At 64.6% G+C, this 13,492-nt stretch carries 12 protein-coding genes and 1 pseudogene; 5 read left to right on the forward strand and 8 right to left on the reverse strand.

What is annotated here, in order from left to right; translation table 11 throughout:
• Positions 1–3: 3 nt before the first annotated feature.
• Positions 4–1,176 carry an acyl-CoA dehydrogenase family protein gene (locus tag B0G69_RS14730; RefSeq protein WP_121318051.1) on the reverse strand — a complete coding sequence of 391 codons (1,173 nt, stop codon included), beginning with the start codon at positions 1,174–1,176 and terminating at the stop codon, positions 4–6.
• Positions 1,177–1,413: 237 nt separating this feature from the next.
• Here B0G69_RS14730 and B0G69_RS14735 point away from each other — a divergent pair, with 237 nt between their 5' ends.
• Positions 1,414–2,913, forward strand: coding sequence for an ATP-binding protein (locus B0G69_RS14735; RefSeq protein ID WP_121318053.1), 1,500 nt, complete (start codon positions 1,414–1,416; stop codon positions 2,911–2,913).
• 7 nt (positions 2,914–2,920) lie between these two features.
• On the opposite strand, the gene B0G69_RS14740 is transcribed toward B0G69_RS14735, so the two are convergent.
• The 4 genes from B0G69_RS14740 to B0G69_RS14755 are packed head-to-tail and all read right to left on the reverse strand — an operon-like array spanning position 2,921 to position 6,507.
• Entirely contained in the window at positions 2,921–4,237 is a 1,317-nt protein-coding gene (locus B0G69_RS14740; RefSeq protein ID WP_121318056.1) for an MFS transporter, read from the reverse strand.
• A gap of 46 nt (positions 4,238–4,283) precedes the next feature.
• Positions 4,284–4,676 (reverse strand): tautomerase family protein, encoded by a 393-nt coding sequence (locus B0G69_RS14745; protein ID WP_121318058.1) that lies wholly within the window; start codon positions 4,674–4,676, stop codon positions 4,284–4,286.
• 50 nt (positions 4,677–4,726) lie between these two features.
• Entirely contained in the window at positions 4,727–5,227 is a 501-nt protein-coding gene (locus tag B0G69_RS14750) for an aromatic-ring-hydroxylating dioxygenase subunit beta (RefSeq protein WP_121318060.1), read from the reverse strand.
• Positions 5,224–6,507, reverse strand: a complete 1,284-nt coding sequence (locus tag B0G69_RS14755; protein WP_121318062.1) for an aromatic ring-hydroxylating dioxygenase subunit alpha — start codon at positions 6,505–6,507, stop codon at positions 5,224–5,226. The genes B0G69_RS14750 and B0G69_RS14755 overlap by 4 nt, the downstream gene beginning before the upstream one ends.
• A gap of 104 nt (positions 6,508–6,611) precedes the next feature.
• On the opposite strand from B0G69_RS14755, the gene B0G69_RS14760 reads away from it, so the two are divergent.
• Positions 6,612–7,532 carry a LysR family transcriptional regulator gene (locus B0G69_RS14760; RefSeq protein WP_121319412.1) on the forward strand — a complete coding sequence of 307 codons (921 nt, stop codon included), beginning with the start codon at positions 6,612–6,614 and terminating at the stop codon, positions 7,530–7,532.
• A 13-nt stretch (positions 7,533–7,545) separates the two neighbouring features.
• On the opposite strand, the gene B0G69_RS14765 is transcribed toward B0G69_RS14760, so the two are convergent.
• Both B0G69_RS14765 and B0G69_RS14770 read right to left on the reverse strand, forming a co-directional pair.
• Entirely contained in the window at positions 7,546–8,433 is an 888-nt protein-coding gene (locus B0G69_RS14765; protein ID WP_121318064.1) for a LysR family transcriptional regulator, read from the reverse strand.
• 274 nt (positions 8,434–8,707) lie between these two features.
• Positions 8,708–9,412: pseudogene (locus tag B0G69_RS14770) on the reverse strand (SulP family inorganic anion transporter); the annotation flags it as partial.
• A gap of 268 nt (positions 9,413–9,680) precedes the next feature.
• Between B0G69_RS14770 and B0G69_RS14775 the strand changes: the two are divergent.
• From B0G69_RS14775 to catC, 3 genes are all read left to right on the forward strand, one after another.
• The gene (locus B0G69_RS14775) at positions 9,681–10,838 is read left to right on the forward strand and encodes a muconate/chloromuconate family cycloisomerase (RefSeq protein WP_121318066.1); all 1,158 of its coding nucleotides are present in this window, start codon (positions 9,681–9,683) and stop codon (positions 10,836–10,838) included.
• A 37-nt stretch (positions 10,839–10,875) separates the two neighbouring features.
• Positions 10,876–11,784, forward strand: a complete 909-nt coding sequence (catA, locus tag B0G69_RS14780; RefSeq protein WP_121318068.1) for a catechol 1,2-dioxygenase — start codon at positions 10,876–10,878, stop codon at positions 11,782–11,784.
• Positions 11,785–11,954: 170 nt separating this feature from the next.
• Positions 11,955–12,245, forward strand: a complete 291-nt coding sequence (gene catC, locus B0G69_RS14785) for a muconolactone Delta-isomerase (protein WP_121318070.1) — start codon at positions 11,955–11,957, stop codon at positions 12,243–12,245.
• A 154-nt stretch (positions 12,246–12,399) separates the two neighbouring features.
• Here catC and B0G69_RS14790 read toward each other — a convergent pair whose 3' ends face one another.
• Positions 12,400–13,380 (reverse strand): PDR/VanB family oxidoreductase, encoded by a 981-nt coding sequence (locus B0G69_RS14790; protein ID WP_121319416.1) that lies wholly within the window; start codon positions 13,378–13,380, stop codon positions 12,400–12,402.
• Positions 13,381–13,492: the final 112 nt, after the last annotated feature.

Here is a 13,492-nt window from a genome sequence, read left to right on the forward strand (position 1 = left end):
CGCTCAGAGATAGCCGGGAATCGGCGGCACGCCGACGAACACCGCACCGGCGCCGTCATAGTTGCCCTCACCCAGAAACGCGTGCTGCGTGACGACCATCGAGTCGCGCAACAGCCGCTGTAACGGATGCGAGCGATAGATCGCCATCGTGCCGCCGAGCCGGTATGCGCGCTGCACGACCTCGGCGCCTTCGCGCGCGATCTGCGTGGCCGCGAGACGCAGCAGGCTGACCTGATCGGCGGTGACGGGTGTGCCGGCGAGGATCGATTGCCAGACCTGATCGGTGGTGTCGTAGAAGAACGCGCGGGCCGAACGCAATTGCGCCTCGGCTTTCGCGAGTTCGATGCGGTAGTACGCGCGGTCGGCGAGTTGCGGCGCGCCGGTCGTGGTCTTACGCCCGCCCGCCATCTGATTGGCGACATCGAGCGCGGCGCGGGCCAGCCCAAGGTTGACCACGGCGAGCACCTGCGCCGCATAGGCGATGGTCGGGTAGCGATACAGCGGTTCGTCCACGCACGGTTCGCCGCCGCGCACGAAGGTCCACGCATCGGCGACGAACTGGTCGTGCACGCGCAGGTCGTGGCTGCCGGTGCCTTGCATGCCGACTACATCCCAGTTCTCGACGATCTCCACCTGATGTGCACGGAACACGGCTGTGCGTGGTTTGCCGGGTGCGCCCGCGCCGCCCGTACCGATGCCCACACCGAGCCAGTCCGCACCCTTGCAGCCGCTCGCGAATTTCCACGTGCCGTTCACGCGCCAGCCGCCGTCCGCCGGTTGCGCGGATTGCACCGGAAAGAGGCCGCCCGCGAACACCTGGTCGGGTCCGTCGGCGTAAATCTGCGCCTGGGTCTGAAGCGGGAGTGCTGCCAGATAGACATTGGCCGAGCCGAAACTCGCGACCCACGCGGCCGAACCATCGGCCGCCGCAATCCGTTCGATCATGTCGAGAAACGCGGTGGGCGCGAGCGCATCGCCGCCGAAGCGCCGCGGCGTGGCCGCCCGATAGATGCCCGCGCGCTTGAGGCTGGCGATGACGTCGCGCGGCACATGCGAAAGCCGGTCGAATTCGTCGCGGCGCGCGGCGATCTCGGCGATCACGTCGGCGAGCGGCGGGCGCGCGCTCATCGACGCGGGGCAGGGGTCGGAGGCGACGGCGATGGCGGTGGCGGACATGTGGGCTTCTCCTTGATTCGATATCGACGGGAATAGGGCGCACGGTGTGGTCGAAGACGACGCGCCGTGCACGGTGAGGCCAGTCTAGGAACGCAAAAAGAACGCTTCAATTGGGATGCGGGGCGCGCTTTTAGGTAACGTGCCGGGGTCGTCTAAAGAAAACTTCAGATACGGATTGCGGGTACTGGTGTTATGTTTCTGCACAGACCCGATCGAACCTGTGTGCCGCCACGCCCGATGAATTTCCCCGCCGAAGCCGATTTTCACCGCCTGCTCGACGCGCTGACGCTGTGCGTGCTGCTGCACGACGCCGAGACCAAGGCGATCGTGTGGGCCAATCGCGCGGCGTGCGAGGCGCTCGGCTTCACGCTCAACGAACTGTTGCCGCTTAAAGCGAAGGACATGACGCGCCCGGTGCCGAAGTACCGGCGCGAGATCGGCGTGGGCGCGATGGACCGGTCGATCACCGAGGGCCCACAGGTCTACGAGTGGTGCTACCGTTCGCGCGGCGGCGCCGATATGCTGTCCGAAGCAATTGCCACCTATGTGCCGCTCGCCGGGCGCCCGGTCGTGATGGTGCAGTTCCGCGACATCAGCGCGGAGGACACGCTCAAGCAGACGTTGCGGCGCTACGAATCGCGGCTGCGCGAATTCATGCAGGATCTCGGCGAAGGCGTCGCGGTGCTGACGCCCGCAGGCGTCGTGGAATTCGTCAGCGAGTCCGGACGGCGCGTGCTCGGTCTCGAAGAAGGCGCGCCGATGGGCGACCTGCTCGACTATTGCAGCGCGGCGGATCGCGACCGTCTGCTCGCGCAGCTCGCTGCCGCGCCGCGCATCCAGCCGTCGGCGCCGCAGCGTTACCGTATTACGCGCCGCGACGGCACGCCGGGCTGGCTGCGCATTACGTGCCGGCGCATCGAGATCGAAGACGACCTCAATGGCCGCCTGCTGCACTTTCGCGACGTGACCGACGAGGTCGCGCTCGAAGAAGCACGCCGCAACGAAGCGCGTCTGCTCGAATATGCGGGGCGTTATAACGCCATGGGCGAGATGGCGACCGCGATCGCTCATGAGTTGAGCCAGCCGCTCGCGGCGGTGCGCAACTTCATCGAAGGGGCGATTCGCCGCCTCGCGCAACCTGATTCGCTCGACGATGCCGTGTGGGGGCTGCGAAGCGCCGATCGTCAGGCGGAGCACGCGGCGTTGATCATCCGGAGCGTGCGCGATTACATCGCGAGGCGCGAGCCGAGCGAGACGTATGCCGACTTGCGCGAGGTACTCGCGGACGCCGCTTACTTCATCGAGTTGCGCGCGCGCGAAGCGGGCGTGACGGTCACGATCGATCAGGCGAGCGAGCCGTTGCCGGTGTATGTCGAGCGCGTGCTGATCGGCCAGGTGCTGCTCAATCTCGCGTTCAATGCGATCGACGCGCTGGGCCAAGGCACGCAGGCGGCCCCGACACCGCCGCGAAAGAACGAATTGCGCCTTGTCACTCAACTGCGCGGCAAACACGCACTGGTCCAGGTGATCGACAACGGGCCCGGTGTGTCCGCCGATGCGTATGGGCGCCTCTTCGACGGCTTCTCGTCGTCGAAAGCGGGTGGCAACGGCATCGGCCTGTCGCTGTGCAAGAACATCGTCACGCGGCATGGCGGCGAGATCTGGGCGAAGCCGGCGCCGCACGGCGGACTCGAATGCAGCTTCACATTGCCGTTCGCGCTTGCGCCGGCCGCCTGAGCGCGGCTTAGTCATGCGCGGCGTGCGTGTTCTTCGGAATGGTCATGAGCGTCAGCGCGGTAATCAGGCCGAAGCCGATCAGCATCAACGCAACGGGCCAGGGCGCCCGGACCTGCGCATACAGTGCGGTCGCGACCAGCGGCGCGAGTCCGCCGGAGAAGACCGACGCGATTTCGTGGCCGAGCGCCATGCCCGAGTAGCGCACTTCGGTGGGGAACAGTTCGCCCATCAGCGCGGGCTGCGTGCCGATCATCGCGGCGTGGCAGAACGGCAGACCCAGCGCGAGCGACAGGAAAACATAGAGCGGCTGATGCGTGTCGATCAGCCAGAAGGCCGGAAACGCGATCACCACGAGGCCGAGTGCGCCGATCATATACACGGGGCGCCGCCCGATCACGTCCGAGAGCCGGCCCCACAGCACGATCGTCACGAGTTCGATCAGCATCGCGATCATCACGCCGCCGAGCATCACCGAAACCGGCACGCCGACACTCTTGCCATACACCAGCACGAACGACAGAAAGATATACGTGCCGCCGTTTTCCGCGACGCGCAGCCCCATCGCCTGCAACACCTGCTTCGGATGATTGCGCAGCACGGTCAGCACCGGCATGTGCTTCGGTTTGGCGGCGGCGAAGTCGCGGCTTTCGGGCAAGCGCCGGCGAATATACACACCGACACCGAAGATCAGCACGCTCGCGAGAAACGGCACGCGCCAGCCCCACGACATGAAGCTTTCGAGCGGCAGCCGCTGCACCAGATAGAACGCTGCCGCCGACAGCACGAAACCGCCGGCCACGCCCAATTGACTGAACGATGCGTAGTAGCCGCGCCGGTTGGCCGGTGCGCTTTCGCTGATCAGCAGCACACCGCCGCCCCATTCGCCGCCGGACGCGATGCCTTGCACGATCCGCAGACACACGAGCGCGACGGGCGCGAGAAAGCCGACCTGCGAGAACGTCGGTAAGAGGCCGATGCCGAAGGTCGCCACGCCCATCATCATCAGCGTGACGACCAGCGCGCCTTTGCGCCCGTGCCGATCGCCGATGTGGCCGAACACGACACCGCCCAGCGGCCGCGCGAGAAAGCCGATCGCGAAGCCCGCGAATGCGGCGAGCGTGCCGAGCAGCGGATCGCCGTGCAGCGGGAAAAACAGCGGCCCGAAGATCAGCGCGGCGGCCGTGCCGTACAGAAAGAAGTCGTACCATTCGAGCGCATTGCCGATCACGGAGGCGACGATGATTCGCCGCAAGGTCCGCGAAGTAGCCGGCATCGCGGACGCGGGAGGCGATCCGGTCGTGGGGGAAAGCGTATCGTTTTGCATCGTCGTGCTCGCTATTGTCGCGGTATCGTGGGGGCGGGAGAGGGCGCTAGCGCCCGAGTGACTTCGCGGTCTGGCCGCCAATGCCGAAGTCGGTAGTCGGTATGTCCTTGATCATCACGCGGGCGGCCGCCAGTGGCGTATCGAGCAGGTTCGCGGCGGTCTCGCTGAGCGCGGCGATCAATGCGGCCTTTTGCGCGGGCGTGCGGCCAGCGATCAGAATCGCAATGATGCTTGGCAGTGCGGTGCGTGCATCAGGGGCATTGCTCGCGCTGACGCCGCCCACGCCGATGTCGTGCGGCGGCAATTCGCTCAGCAGAATCCGCACCGCTTCGGCAGGCGCGCCGATCGCGTCGACGGTGGCCTGCGTGAGACTCGCGATCAGTTGCGCCTTGCGCGCCGGCGCGTGTCCAGCCGGTAGATAGACTTCTAGTGTAGGCATCGTTTCGCTACGCTCACGGGTTCGAAGGTTCGCCGGTCACGGTTTGGCGATCACAGCAGGAAGCCGATCGCGCTCAACGCGTCGGTCGAATCGATCAGACGGATCACCTTCTGCGCGATACGCGGCTCGCCGCTCGCAAAGCCGATCCGATGCGTGAGGTCCGCCGCGAACAGCGTCGCCTTGCCGCGTTTGTACGCGACGATCACTTGCGCCGAGTTCACCGTGACTTCATCGCTGGCGTCGCTCGTCAGTGTGAAGCGCGAGACCGTGCGCACGGTGCGGGCGGCGTCGCTCGCCGACGCCGAATAGCCGGACGTCATCCGTTGCACGCGTTTTTCGCGCATGTCCTGATCGTCGTACGCGTAATTCAGCGTGGCGGCGAAGTCGGTGGCGTCGGGCTCGATCGGCACCACGTAGAAGCCCGCCGGGTCCCACAGCGTCAGCCACTCGCGATAGTCCTTGCGATCGAGCAGTTCGGCTTCGCGCCAGATGAGTTCGATCGCGTCGGCGAAGATCTTCTGCGAGAACAAGGTATTGCGGTCGTCCATCATGCTTGCTCCATCATCGTGCGCCATTGCGCGTACGCTTCGCGCATGCCGGTCTCGTCGGTGGCGTGCGCGGTCTTTTCGCCGTTCGGCGCGGTGTGCTCGCGATTCAGGCCGCGGTTCACGAGAATCGGCAGATCGGGGCCGGCGTGCGAGCCGCGCTGCACGCGCTCCCAGGCTTCGGCGTCGTCGGGGCTGCCGAAACCGAACGGGCCCTGGAAGTGTTCGTGAATACGCAGACGCACGCGGTTCGCTTCGTCCGGGCCGCCATCCATCGCGAGCGCGACGTGACGGATTTCGGTTTCGTGCGCGGAAATGGGCCGCAGCACGCGGAAAAACGCCATCGACAACGCGAGATTCGGAAACAGATTCAGGTTGAAGCCGACGCCCATCAGCGAGCGCACGATGCGGCGCACTTCTTCGGGCGTGTGATCTTTGCCGAGCGAGGCGGCGAGCGCCTCGAAGCGCTCGGGGATCGGCGCGCCATCATCCTTGTCCAGATCGACGAGTTCGGGCACCAGTACCGCGAGGCTATGGCCGTTGCCGAGCGAGCGGCAGAACGCATCGTCGCTGGTCATGAAACTGGTGATCGCGGCGGCGGTTTCGTCGTCGATCGATTTCATCCACGATTTGTGGACTACCGGGAAGTGATAGAGGTCGGTGGTGTTCTCGAGCTGAATCTTCCAGTTGCCGTTGAAGCGGAAACGGTGTTCGCCGTTGGCCTTGATCGGATAGCCCGCGCCCTGCTTCATGAACAGATCGATCCAGGGTTTCGCGCCGCCGAGAAAATCTTCGAGCGGTTCGATCTCCTGATTGAAGCTCGCAAATATCAAACCTTGATAGATTCCCACACGCAGACGGGCAAGCGGCAGCTCCGTCTTGTCGATCACGCCTTCATAGCCGTCGCCATACGGCAGTGCGCGCAAGGCGCCGTCGAGGCCGTAGGTCCAGCTGTGATACGGGCACGTGAAGCCTTTCGCGTTGCCCTTGTGCTGTTCGCACACGGTGGCACCGCGATGGCGGCAGCGGTTCTGTAGCACGTTGACCGCGCCGCTCTTGTCGCGCACGACGATCACCGGCTGGCGGCCGATCGTCGTGGTGCGGAAGTCGCCGGGGTTCGGCAGTTCGCTCTCGTGCGCGACCCAGATCCACGTCTTGTAGAAAATGCGCTCGAGTTCGGTTTCGAAGACGGCCGGGTCGTAGTACAGCGACGGGGCCACGCGGTCGGACTGCGCGCGCTGGTACAGCGCGCTCGCATCGACGGTCTGATATGAGGATTCGCTCATGACGGTGTGGTGGGGTGTGGTCGATGGAGCAAGTCTCGCCGAGTGACTGATATGCGTCAAATTGATCTAAAATAAAAACTAAGATCAACCGCATGGATATCTCGATGACTTCGCTGGACCACGTCGACCTCAACCTGCTGCGCGTTTTTCAGGCGATCGTCGAAGAGCGCAGCCTCACGCGGGCCGGTCAGCGGCTCGCGCTGTCACAGCCGGCCATCAGTTATTCGCTGGGGCGTTTGCGCACGCTTTTCGACGATCCGCTGTTCATCCGCACGCGCGTCGGCATGCAGCCGACGCCGATCGCGCTCGAGTTGTCGGCGATCGTGTCGCGCGCGCTCGACACGGTGCGCGAGGCGCTGCGTTACGCGGAGCATTTCGATCCGGCGGTGAGCACGCGCACGTTCCGGCTGTCGCTCTCGGACGCGGGTGAACTGGCCTATCTGCCGCCGATCTGCGAAGTCTTGCACCAGCAGGCGCCGCGCGTGAGATTGCGCATCGAGCCGTTGCCGGTCGAAGCAATCGAAGACGCGTTGCGCGCGAGCCGGCTCGATTTCGCCATCGGCAATCTGCCCACGCTGACCGCGCGCACGCGCCATCAGGCATTGTTCGAGGAAACCTATGTATGCATGACGCGCAAGCGGCGCGGCTTGCCGCGCGCGAAGGAGCTGGGACTGAAGGCGTTTGTGGAGGCCTCGCACGTGCAGATCACGTCGGTCGAGCACAGCCATCATGCGCTCGACGACGAGTTCCGCGCGCAAGGTGTCGGGCGTCATATCGCGCTGGAACTACCGCATTTCGTCGCGCTGCCGAGCGTGCTCGCCGTGACTGATCTGTTCGCGACGCTGCCGCGCCGCCTCGCGCAGATTTTCAACCGCGGCGGCGGCTTTCAGATCTACGAGTTGCCGGTGAGCCTGCCGATCGCGGCGGTCACGATGCATTGGCACGAGCATTTCGACCAGGACGAGGGCAACGTGTGGCTGCGCACCCTGATGGCGGACATCGTGCGGCGCTTCGACGAGCTCTGACGCCGTTGTGGCATCACGTCCGTTTGAAGAGCCCGCGCGCGAGCGAACACATCAGCGTGGTGGCGGGCGACTCGTCCTGCAAACGGCGGCTCATGATGATCGGCGAGGCGATGCTGGCCGCCGGAACCGGCCGGTATACGACGCCATGCGCGCGCAAACCTTCCACGCTTTCCGGCACGAGGCACACGCCTACTTGCGCCGCGACCAGACCGAGCGCGGTCTGCAATTCCCGCACTTCGTGAATCGCTTTCGGCTCCAGCGCGTGATCGTGCAGCGCCGAGAGCTGCTGGTCGGCATAGCTCGGCCGCGGCGTGCTCGGATAGACGATCAACGTTTCCTGGGCGAGCGCGGCGAGGGTCAGCGGCTTCTTTTGCCGCGCGAGCGGATGGTCTTGCGGCAGCGCCGCAATCATCCGTTCTTCGACGAGCACCTCGCGCGCCAGTTGCGCGTCGTCGAAACGCAGGCGGCCGAAGCCGACGTCGATACGGCCGCCTTTGAGCGCGGCCAGTTGCTCGATCGTGAACATCTCGATCAGCGACAACTCGATATGCGGCGCGGCCTCGCGAAACGCGCGGATCACGGCGGGCAGCGCGCCGTACAGCGTGGACGGCACGAAGCCGATCACGATGCGCTCGGCCAGTTGCGCGAGCCGGCGCGTGAGCGGCGCGAGTTCGTCGGCTTCGTCGACGAGGCGCTTCGCCTGCGTGTAGAAGATGCGGCCGGCTTCGGTCAAACGTAGCGGCCGCGATCCGCGTTCGAACAGCGGCAGGCCGACGCTTTCCTCGATCTGCTGAATCTGCCGGCTTAGCGGCGGCTGCGTCATGTGCAGGCGATTGGCGGCCCGCGTGATGTTCATTTCTTCCGCAACCGCGATGAAGTAGCGGAGTTGGCGAAGTTCCATGCAGACCCCTAAGGTACTGGTTTTCTTATTGATCTCGAACGTTCCTGAGCACGTCACAGCCCGTGCAGCGAAGGCGCAGGTTAGTTCAGGCGGGCGGGTATGGTCAACGTTCGTGTATGCCATGAGCGGCCACGTACGCCGCTCATGGCCGCTGCGGCCCCGTGCCATGTTCAAGTGTGGTGGCGCCGGATTCCTTCAGGTAGTCGTCGATCGCACTGCCCACCGTGGGATGGAAGTGGCGGCGCGTCCCAGCGAAACAGCAGAAGCCCCGCGAGACGCATAGCGTCGCCAGCACCACGGCGATCAGAATGCCGGGCAGCTTGTCGAAACGTTTGAGCAGCAGGATCAGGGCGAGACAGCCCGCACCGACCACGAGGCTGTACCAGCTGGTTTTCCCGGCGACGATGGCGTGTGTCAGGTTCGACAGGATGCCCAGAGAACCATCGCCGTTGCCGGAGACGCCGAAGAGCCGCGGTAACTGGCTGATCAGGACGGTGATCGCGATGCCGTTCATGTAGCCGTATCGAATGGGCTTGGACAGCAGTTCGGTGATGAAGCGGAGGCGCAGCAGTCCCATGACGATGCAGAACACGCCGGAGACGATCGCCAGCGTACTGGCCACCGCGATCGCGCGCGACGGATCGCCCATGGCCAGCGTCACGACGACCGCGAGGATCGGCGCCGCGAGCGCGGAGTCCGGAGCCACGACGAGAATCCGGCTCGGACCGAAGAGCGCATAGGCGAGCAGCGGAACGATCGTCGCGTACAGACCGACGACACCAGGGACGCCGGACGCCTGCGCATAGGCGATGCCGACCGGCACCGGCATCGTCGTCAGGACGAGCCCCGCCGCCACGTCCTTCGGCAGCCAGCTGAGCTGATACCCCTTCAGCATCACGAGTCCGGGGAGCCAGCGCAGCCATCCTTGCGCGCGGTTCGCGGGATGCCCGGCAGCGGCAGTGGATGGCTCGGATTGCATGAGTCGGCTATTTACCGTCGAAGCGCGGTTGCGCATGAGAGGAATGGACGTCGCCCTTCGTTACCTATCTGAAAGAATAGTGCACAGCCGCCTAAGGTAGTAGAGGGTTCGTGTGCTGGGCCTGCCGTGAGCTGCGTCACATCGTTCGAACCCGCGCCCGCGTTCCATACCGCCAGAGTATGGAAGTAGTCTGAATGAGTGTTGGACTGCTTTGCGGGTTTGTTTCTAATATGGGGCTCCCGATTAAGGCCGTCCAGGAGGGCAACGAATGACAGCAACACCCGTGAAGATCGAGAGCGTGGAGACGATTCTCGTCGACGTACCGACGATCCGTGCGCACCGCCTCTCGGTCGCAACGATGAACTGCCAGACACTCGTGCTGGTGCGCATCCGTTGCGCGGACGGCGTGCTCGGCGTGGGCGAGGGCACCACGATCGGTGGCCTCGCGTATGGCGAGGAGAGTCCGGAGAGCATCAAGGTCAACATCGACACGTATTTCGGGCCGTTGCTCAAAGGCATGGACGCAACCCGCCCCGGCGCCGCGATGGCGACACTGCGCGAGCTGTTTCAAGGCAACCGCTTTGCGAAGTCCGCGCTCGAAACCGCGTTGTTCGACGCGCAGGCGCAACGCGTCGGCGTGCCGTTGTCGGAGTTGTTCGGCGGCCGCGTACGCGAATCGGTGGATGTCGCATGGACGCTCGCGAGCGGCGACACGAACCGTGATATCGACGAAGCCGAGCGCGTGTACGAGACAAAACGCCATCGCGTGTTCAAGCTGAAGATCGGTTCGCGCGCGGTGCCCGACGACGTCGCGCATGTGGTCGCGATCGGGAAAGCGCTCGAAGGACGCGGTGAAGTGCGGGTCGACGTGAACCAGGCATGGACCGAATCGGAGGCGATCTGGGCGGGCCGCCGTTTCGCCGACGCCGGCGTCGCGCTGATCGAACAGCCGATCGCCGCCGAAAACCGCGCGGGCCTGAAGCGCCTGACCGATCTCGCCCAGGTGCCGATCATGGCCGACGAAGCGCTGCACGGCCCGGCGGATGCATTCGCGATGGCGAGTGCGCGCGCCGCCGATGTCTTCGCGGTGAAGATCGCGCAATCGGGCGGCTTGAGCGGCGCCGCGCAGGTGGCCGCGATTGCGGCGGCCGCGAATATCGACCTGTATGGCGGCACGATGCTCGAAGGCGCGGTGGGCACGATCGCATCGGCGCAACTCTTCAGTACCTTCGGCGAATTGAAGTGGGGCACCGAACTGTTCGGCCCGCTGCTGTTGACCGAAGAAATTCTCACCGAGCCGCTGCGCTACGAAAATTTTGCGCTGCATCTGCCGCAGGGTCCGGGTCTCGGCATCTCGCTCGACTGGGACAAGATCGACCGTCTGCGGCGCGACACGCGCAAAGGTGCGAGCGTTACCGCGAAGTAATTTAGCGATCCAGAATATCAAACCAAGGAGATACCCCATGAACAAACAAGCCATCGATACGTTGCTGAAAAAGATCAACGACAGCGCCACCAGCGAAGGCAATCCGCGCACCAAGCAGATCGTGAACCGGATCGTGCAGGACCTGTTCTATACGATCGAAGATCTCGACGTGCAGCCCGACGAATTCTGGACCGCGCTGAACTATCTCGGCGACGCCGGCAAGAGCGGCGAGCTGGGCTTGCTGGCAGCGGGTCTCGGGTTCGAACATTTTCTCGATCTGCGTCTGGACGAAGCGGAAGCGAAGGCCGGAATCGAAGGCGGCACGCCGCGCACGATCGAAGGTCCGTTGTATGTGGCGGGCGCGCCGGAGTCCGTCGGTCATGCGCGGCTCGACGATGGCACCGATCCGGGGCAGACGCTCGTGATGCGCGGCCGCGTGCTCGGCGAGGACGGCAAGCCGCTCGCGAATGCGCTGGTGGAAGTGTGGCATGCGAACCATCTCGGCAATTACTCGTACTTCGACAAATCGCAGCCGGCGTTCAACCTGCGCCGCTCGATCCGCACGGATGCCGAAGGCAAATACAGCTTCCGCAGCGTCGTGCCGGTCGGCTATAGCGTGCCGCCGCAAGGTCAGACGCAATTGCTGCTCGATCAGCTCGGCCGTCACGGGCATCGTCCGGCGCATATCCACTTCTTCGTTTCCGCGCCGGGTTGCCGCAAGCTGACGACGCAGATCAACATCGACGGCGATCCGTATCTGTGGGACGACTTCGCTTTCGCGACGCGCGACGGCCTCGTGCCCGCGCTCAAGCAGGCCGAAGGCGCTGACGGGAAACCGTACGGCGTGGAAGGCAACTTCGCGCTGATCGATTTCGACTTCACGCTGTTCAACGAACGCGACAATCTGCCGGACGCCGAAGTGGAGCGGGTGCGCGCTGAGGCTTGATGCGCCGGCGTTGAGAGAAGACGCCTGAGCGTCGTGCTGGAATTTGTCGACCCTGGCTGGCACGGCGTGTGGCTTGCCGTGTGAGCCAGGGTCTTTCATTACCGATCATCCTATTGATCATGTGTCGATCACCCGTCGAGCACGGTATCGATTACCCGAGGAGAGCAAGCATGTTGTTTCACGTCGAGATGACCGTCAATCTGCCGCCGGACATGGATGCGCAACGCGCCGCACGTCTGAAGGCCGACGAAAAGGCGATGTCGCAACGACTTCAGCAGGAAGGCGTATGGCGGCACCTGTGGCGCATTGCCGGGCGCTACGCGAATATCAGCGTGTTCGATGTGGAAAGCCCCGCGCATCTGCATGACGTGCTGAGCCAGTTGCCGCTGTTTCCATATATGGATGTCGAAGTGCGCGCGCTGTGCCGGCACGCATCGTCGATTCGCGACGACGACCGGTAAGCGTCGAGGAAGACAAGCAGGAAGAGACCGGGCTCAGGAAGGTGCTGCAAAGGCGGCATCTTTTGCTATTGCATGAAGCCGCTGTCATGCAATAGCGCAATGCAGACCATGCGGTTATGCGGTCTTCGCGCGCCACGCGCAAGACCGCAACACCTCAAAGATCCAGCACCAGTACCGGCGACGTCGCTCGTGACACACAGCAGCAGATCACCTTGCCGCTCGCGCGTTCCGCTTTGCTCAGACAATGGTCGCGATGCTCGGGCGTGCCGCTCACCACGTCGATCATGCAGGTGCCACAGACGCCCTCGCCACACGACGTGTCCACTTCGATGCCGATCGACGCCAGCGCCGCCACGATGGTCGTGTCCTTGTCGACGCGCACGGTCGCGCCGCTGCTGGCGATCCGCACGTCGAACGCGTCGAGCGACGCCGCTTCACCGCTCACCGCGGTGGAAGCCGGCTCCGCCGCAAAACGTTCCAGGTGAATTGCGTCCGGCGCGACGCGCGTTTCGCCGATCGCCACCACACGAGCCATGAAAGGCGCGGGCCCGCAGGTATAGATATGCGTGCCGTCACGCGAGCCTTGCAGACAATCGCCGAGCACCGCATCGAGCTGCTCGCGCGGTACGCCGAAGTGAAACTTCACGTGATCGCTGAACGGCGCGCGCGAGAGCAACGGCAAGAACGCCGCATGCTCCGCACTGCGCGCGAAATAGTGCAGCGTGAAGCGCTGCCGCTGCTTCAGCAACCGGTAGGCCATGCTCAATAACGGCGTCACGCCGATGCCCGCGGCGACCAGAATATGTTCGTCGGCGCCGGGCGCAAGCTGGAACAGGTTGCGCGGCGCGCCGATCGTCAGTTCGCTGCCGACCGTGACCTCGTCATGCAACGCACGCGAGCCGCCGCGCGAAGCGTCTTCGCGCTTCACCGCAAACAGATGCGCGTCGCGCTGATCCGGGTCGCCGCACAACGAATATTGCCGCGTGAGCCCGGATGGGCCGACGACGTCGATGTGCGCGCCGGGTTCGTAGTGGTCGAACGGTTGGCCATCCAGACGCGAGACGCTGAACGAGCGCACGCCGTGCGCTTCGTCACGCACGCTCTCGACACGTACGTTGAAGGTGGTTCTTTCCATGATTCTGCCGACAAGAAATAACGCTGCAAGGCGCACTGTCGTGAGCAGTGCGGGCGCCGCGCGCATGGATTGCATGCGGTCGTGCGTCAAGGATAAGAACTCAGGTCGAATC

The sequence above is a fragment of the Paraburkholderia sp. RAU2J genome, from assembly GCF_003634845.1.
In the GTDB taxonomy this organism is placed as follows: Bacteria; Pseudomonadota; Gammaproteobacteria; order Burkholderiales; family Burkholderiaceae; genus Paraburkholderia; species Paraburkholderia fynbosensis.

Coding starts and splice junctions, on each gene's coding strand:
- B0G69_RS14730 (WP_121318051.1), bottom strand. CDS start 1,176: ATGTCCGCCACCGCCATCGCCGTCGCCTCCGACCCCTGCCCCGCGTCG.
- B0G69_RS14735 (WP_121318053.1), top strand. CDS start 1,414: ATGAATTTCCCCGCCGAAGCCGATTTTCACCGCCTGCTCGACGCGCTG.
- B0G69_RS14740 (WP_121318056.1), bottom strand. CDS start 4,237: ATGCAAAACGATACGCTTTCCCCCACGACCGGATCGCCTCCCGCGTCC.
- B0G69_RS14745 (WP_121318058.1), bottom strand. CDS start 4,676: ATGCCTACACTAGAAGTCTATCTACCGGCTGGACACGCGCCGGCGCGC.
- B0G69_RS14750 (WP_121318060.1), bottom strand. CDS start 5,227: ATGATGGACGACCGCAATACCTTGTTCTCGCAGAAGATCTTCGCCGAC.
- B0G69_RS14755 (WP_121318062.1), bottom strand. CDS start 6,507: ATGAGCGAATCCTCATATCAGACCGTCGATGCGAGCGCGCTGTACCAG.
- B0G69_RS14760 (WP_121319412.1), top strand. CDS start 6,612: ATGACTTCGCTGGACCACGTCGACCTCAACCTGCTGCGCGTTTTTCAG.
- B0G69_RS14765 (WP_121318064.1), bottom strand. CDS start 8,433: ATGGAACTTCGCCAACTCCGCTACTTCATCGCGGTTGCGGAAGAAATG.
- B0G69_RS14775 (WP_121318066.1), top strand. CDS start 9,681: ATGACAGCAACACCCGTGAAGATCGAGAGCGTGGAGACGATTCTCGTC.
- catA (WP_121318068.1), top strand. CDS start 10,876: ATGAACAAACAAGCCATCGATACGTTGCTGAAAAAGATCAACGACAGC.
- catC (WP_121318070.1), top strand. CDS start 11,955: ATGTTGTTTCACGTCGAGATGACCGTCAATCTGCCGCCGGACATGGAT.
- B0G69_RS14790 (WP_121319416.1), bottom strand. CDS start 13,380: ATGGAAAGAACCACCTTCAACGTACGTGTCGAGAGCGTGCGTGACGAA.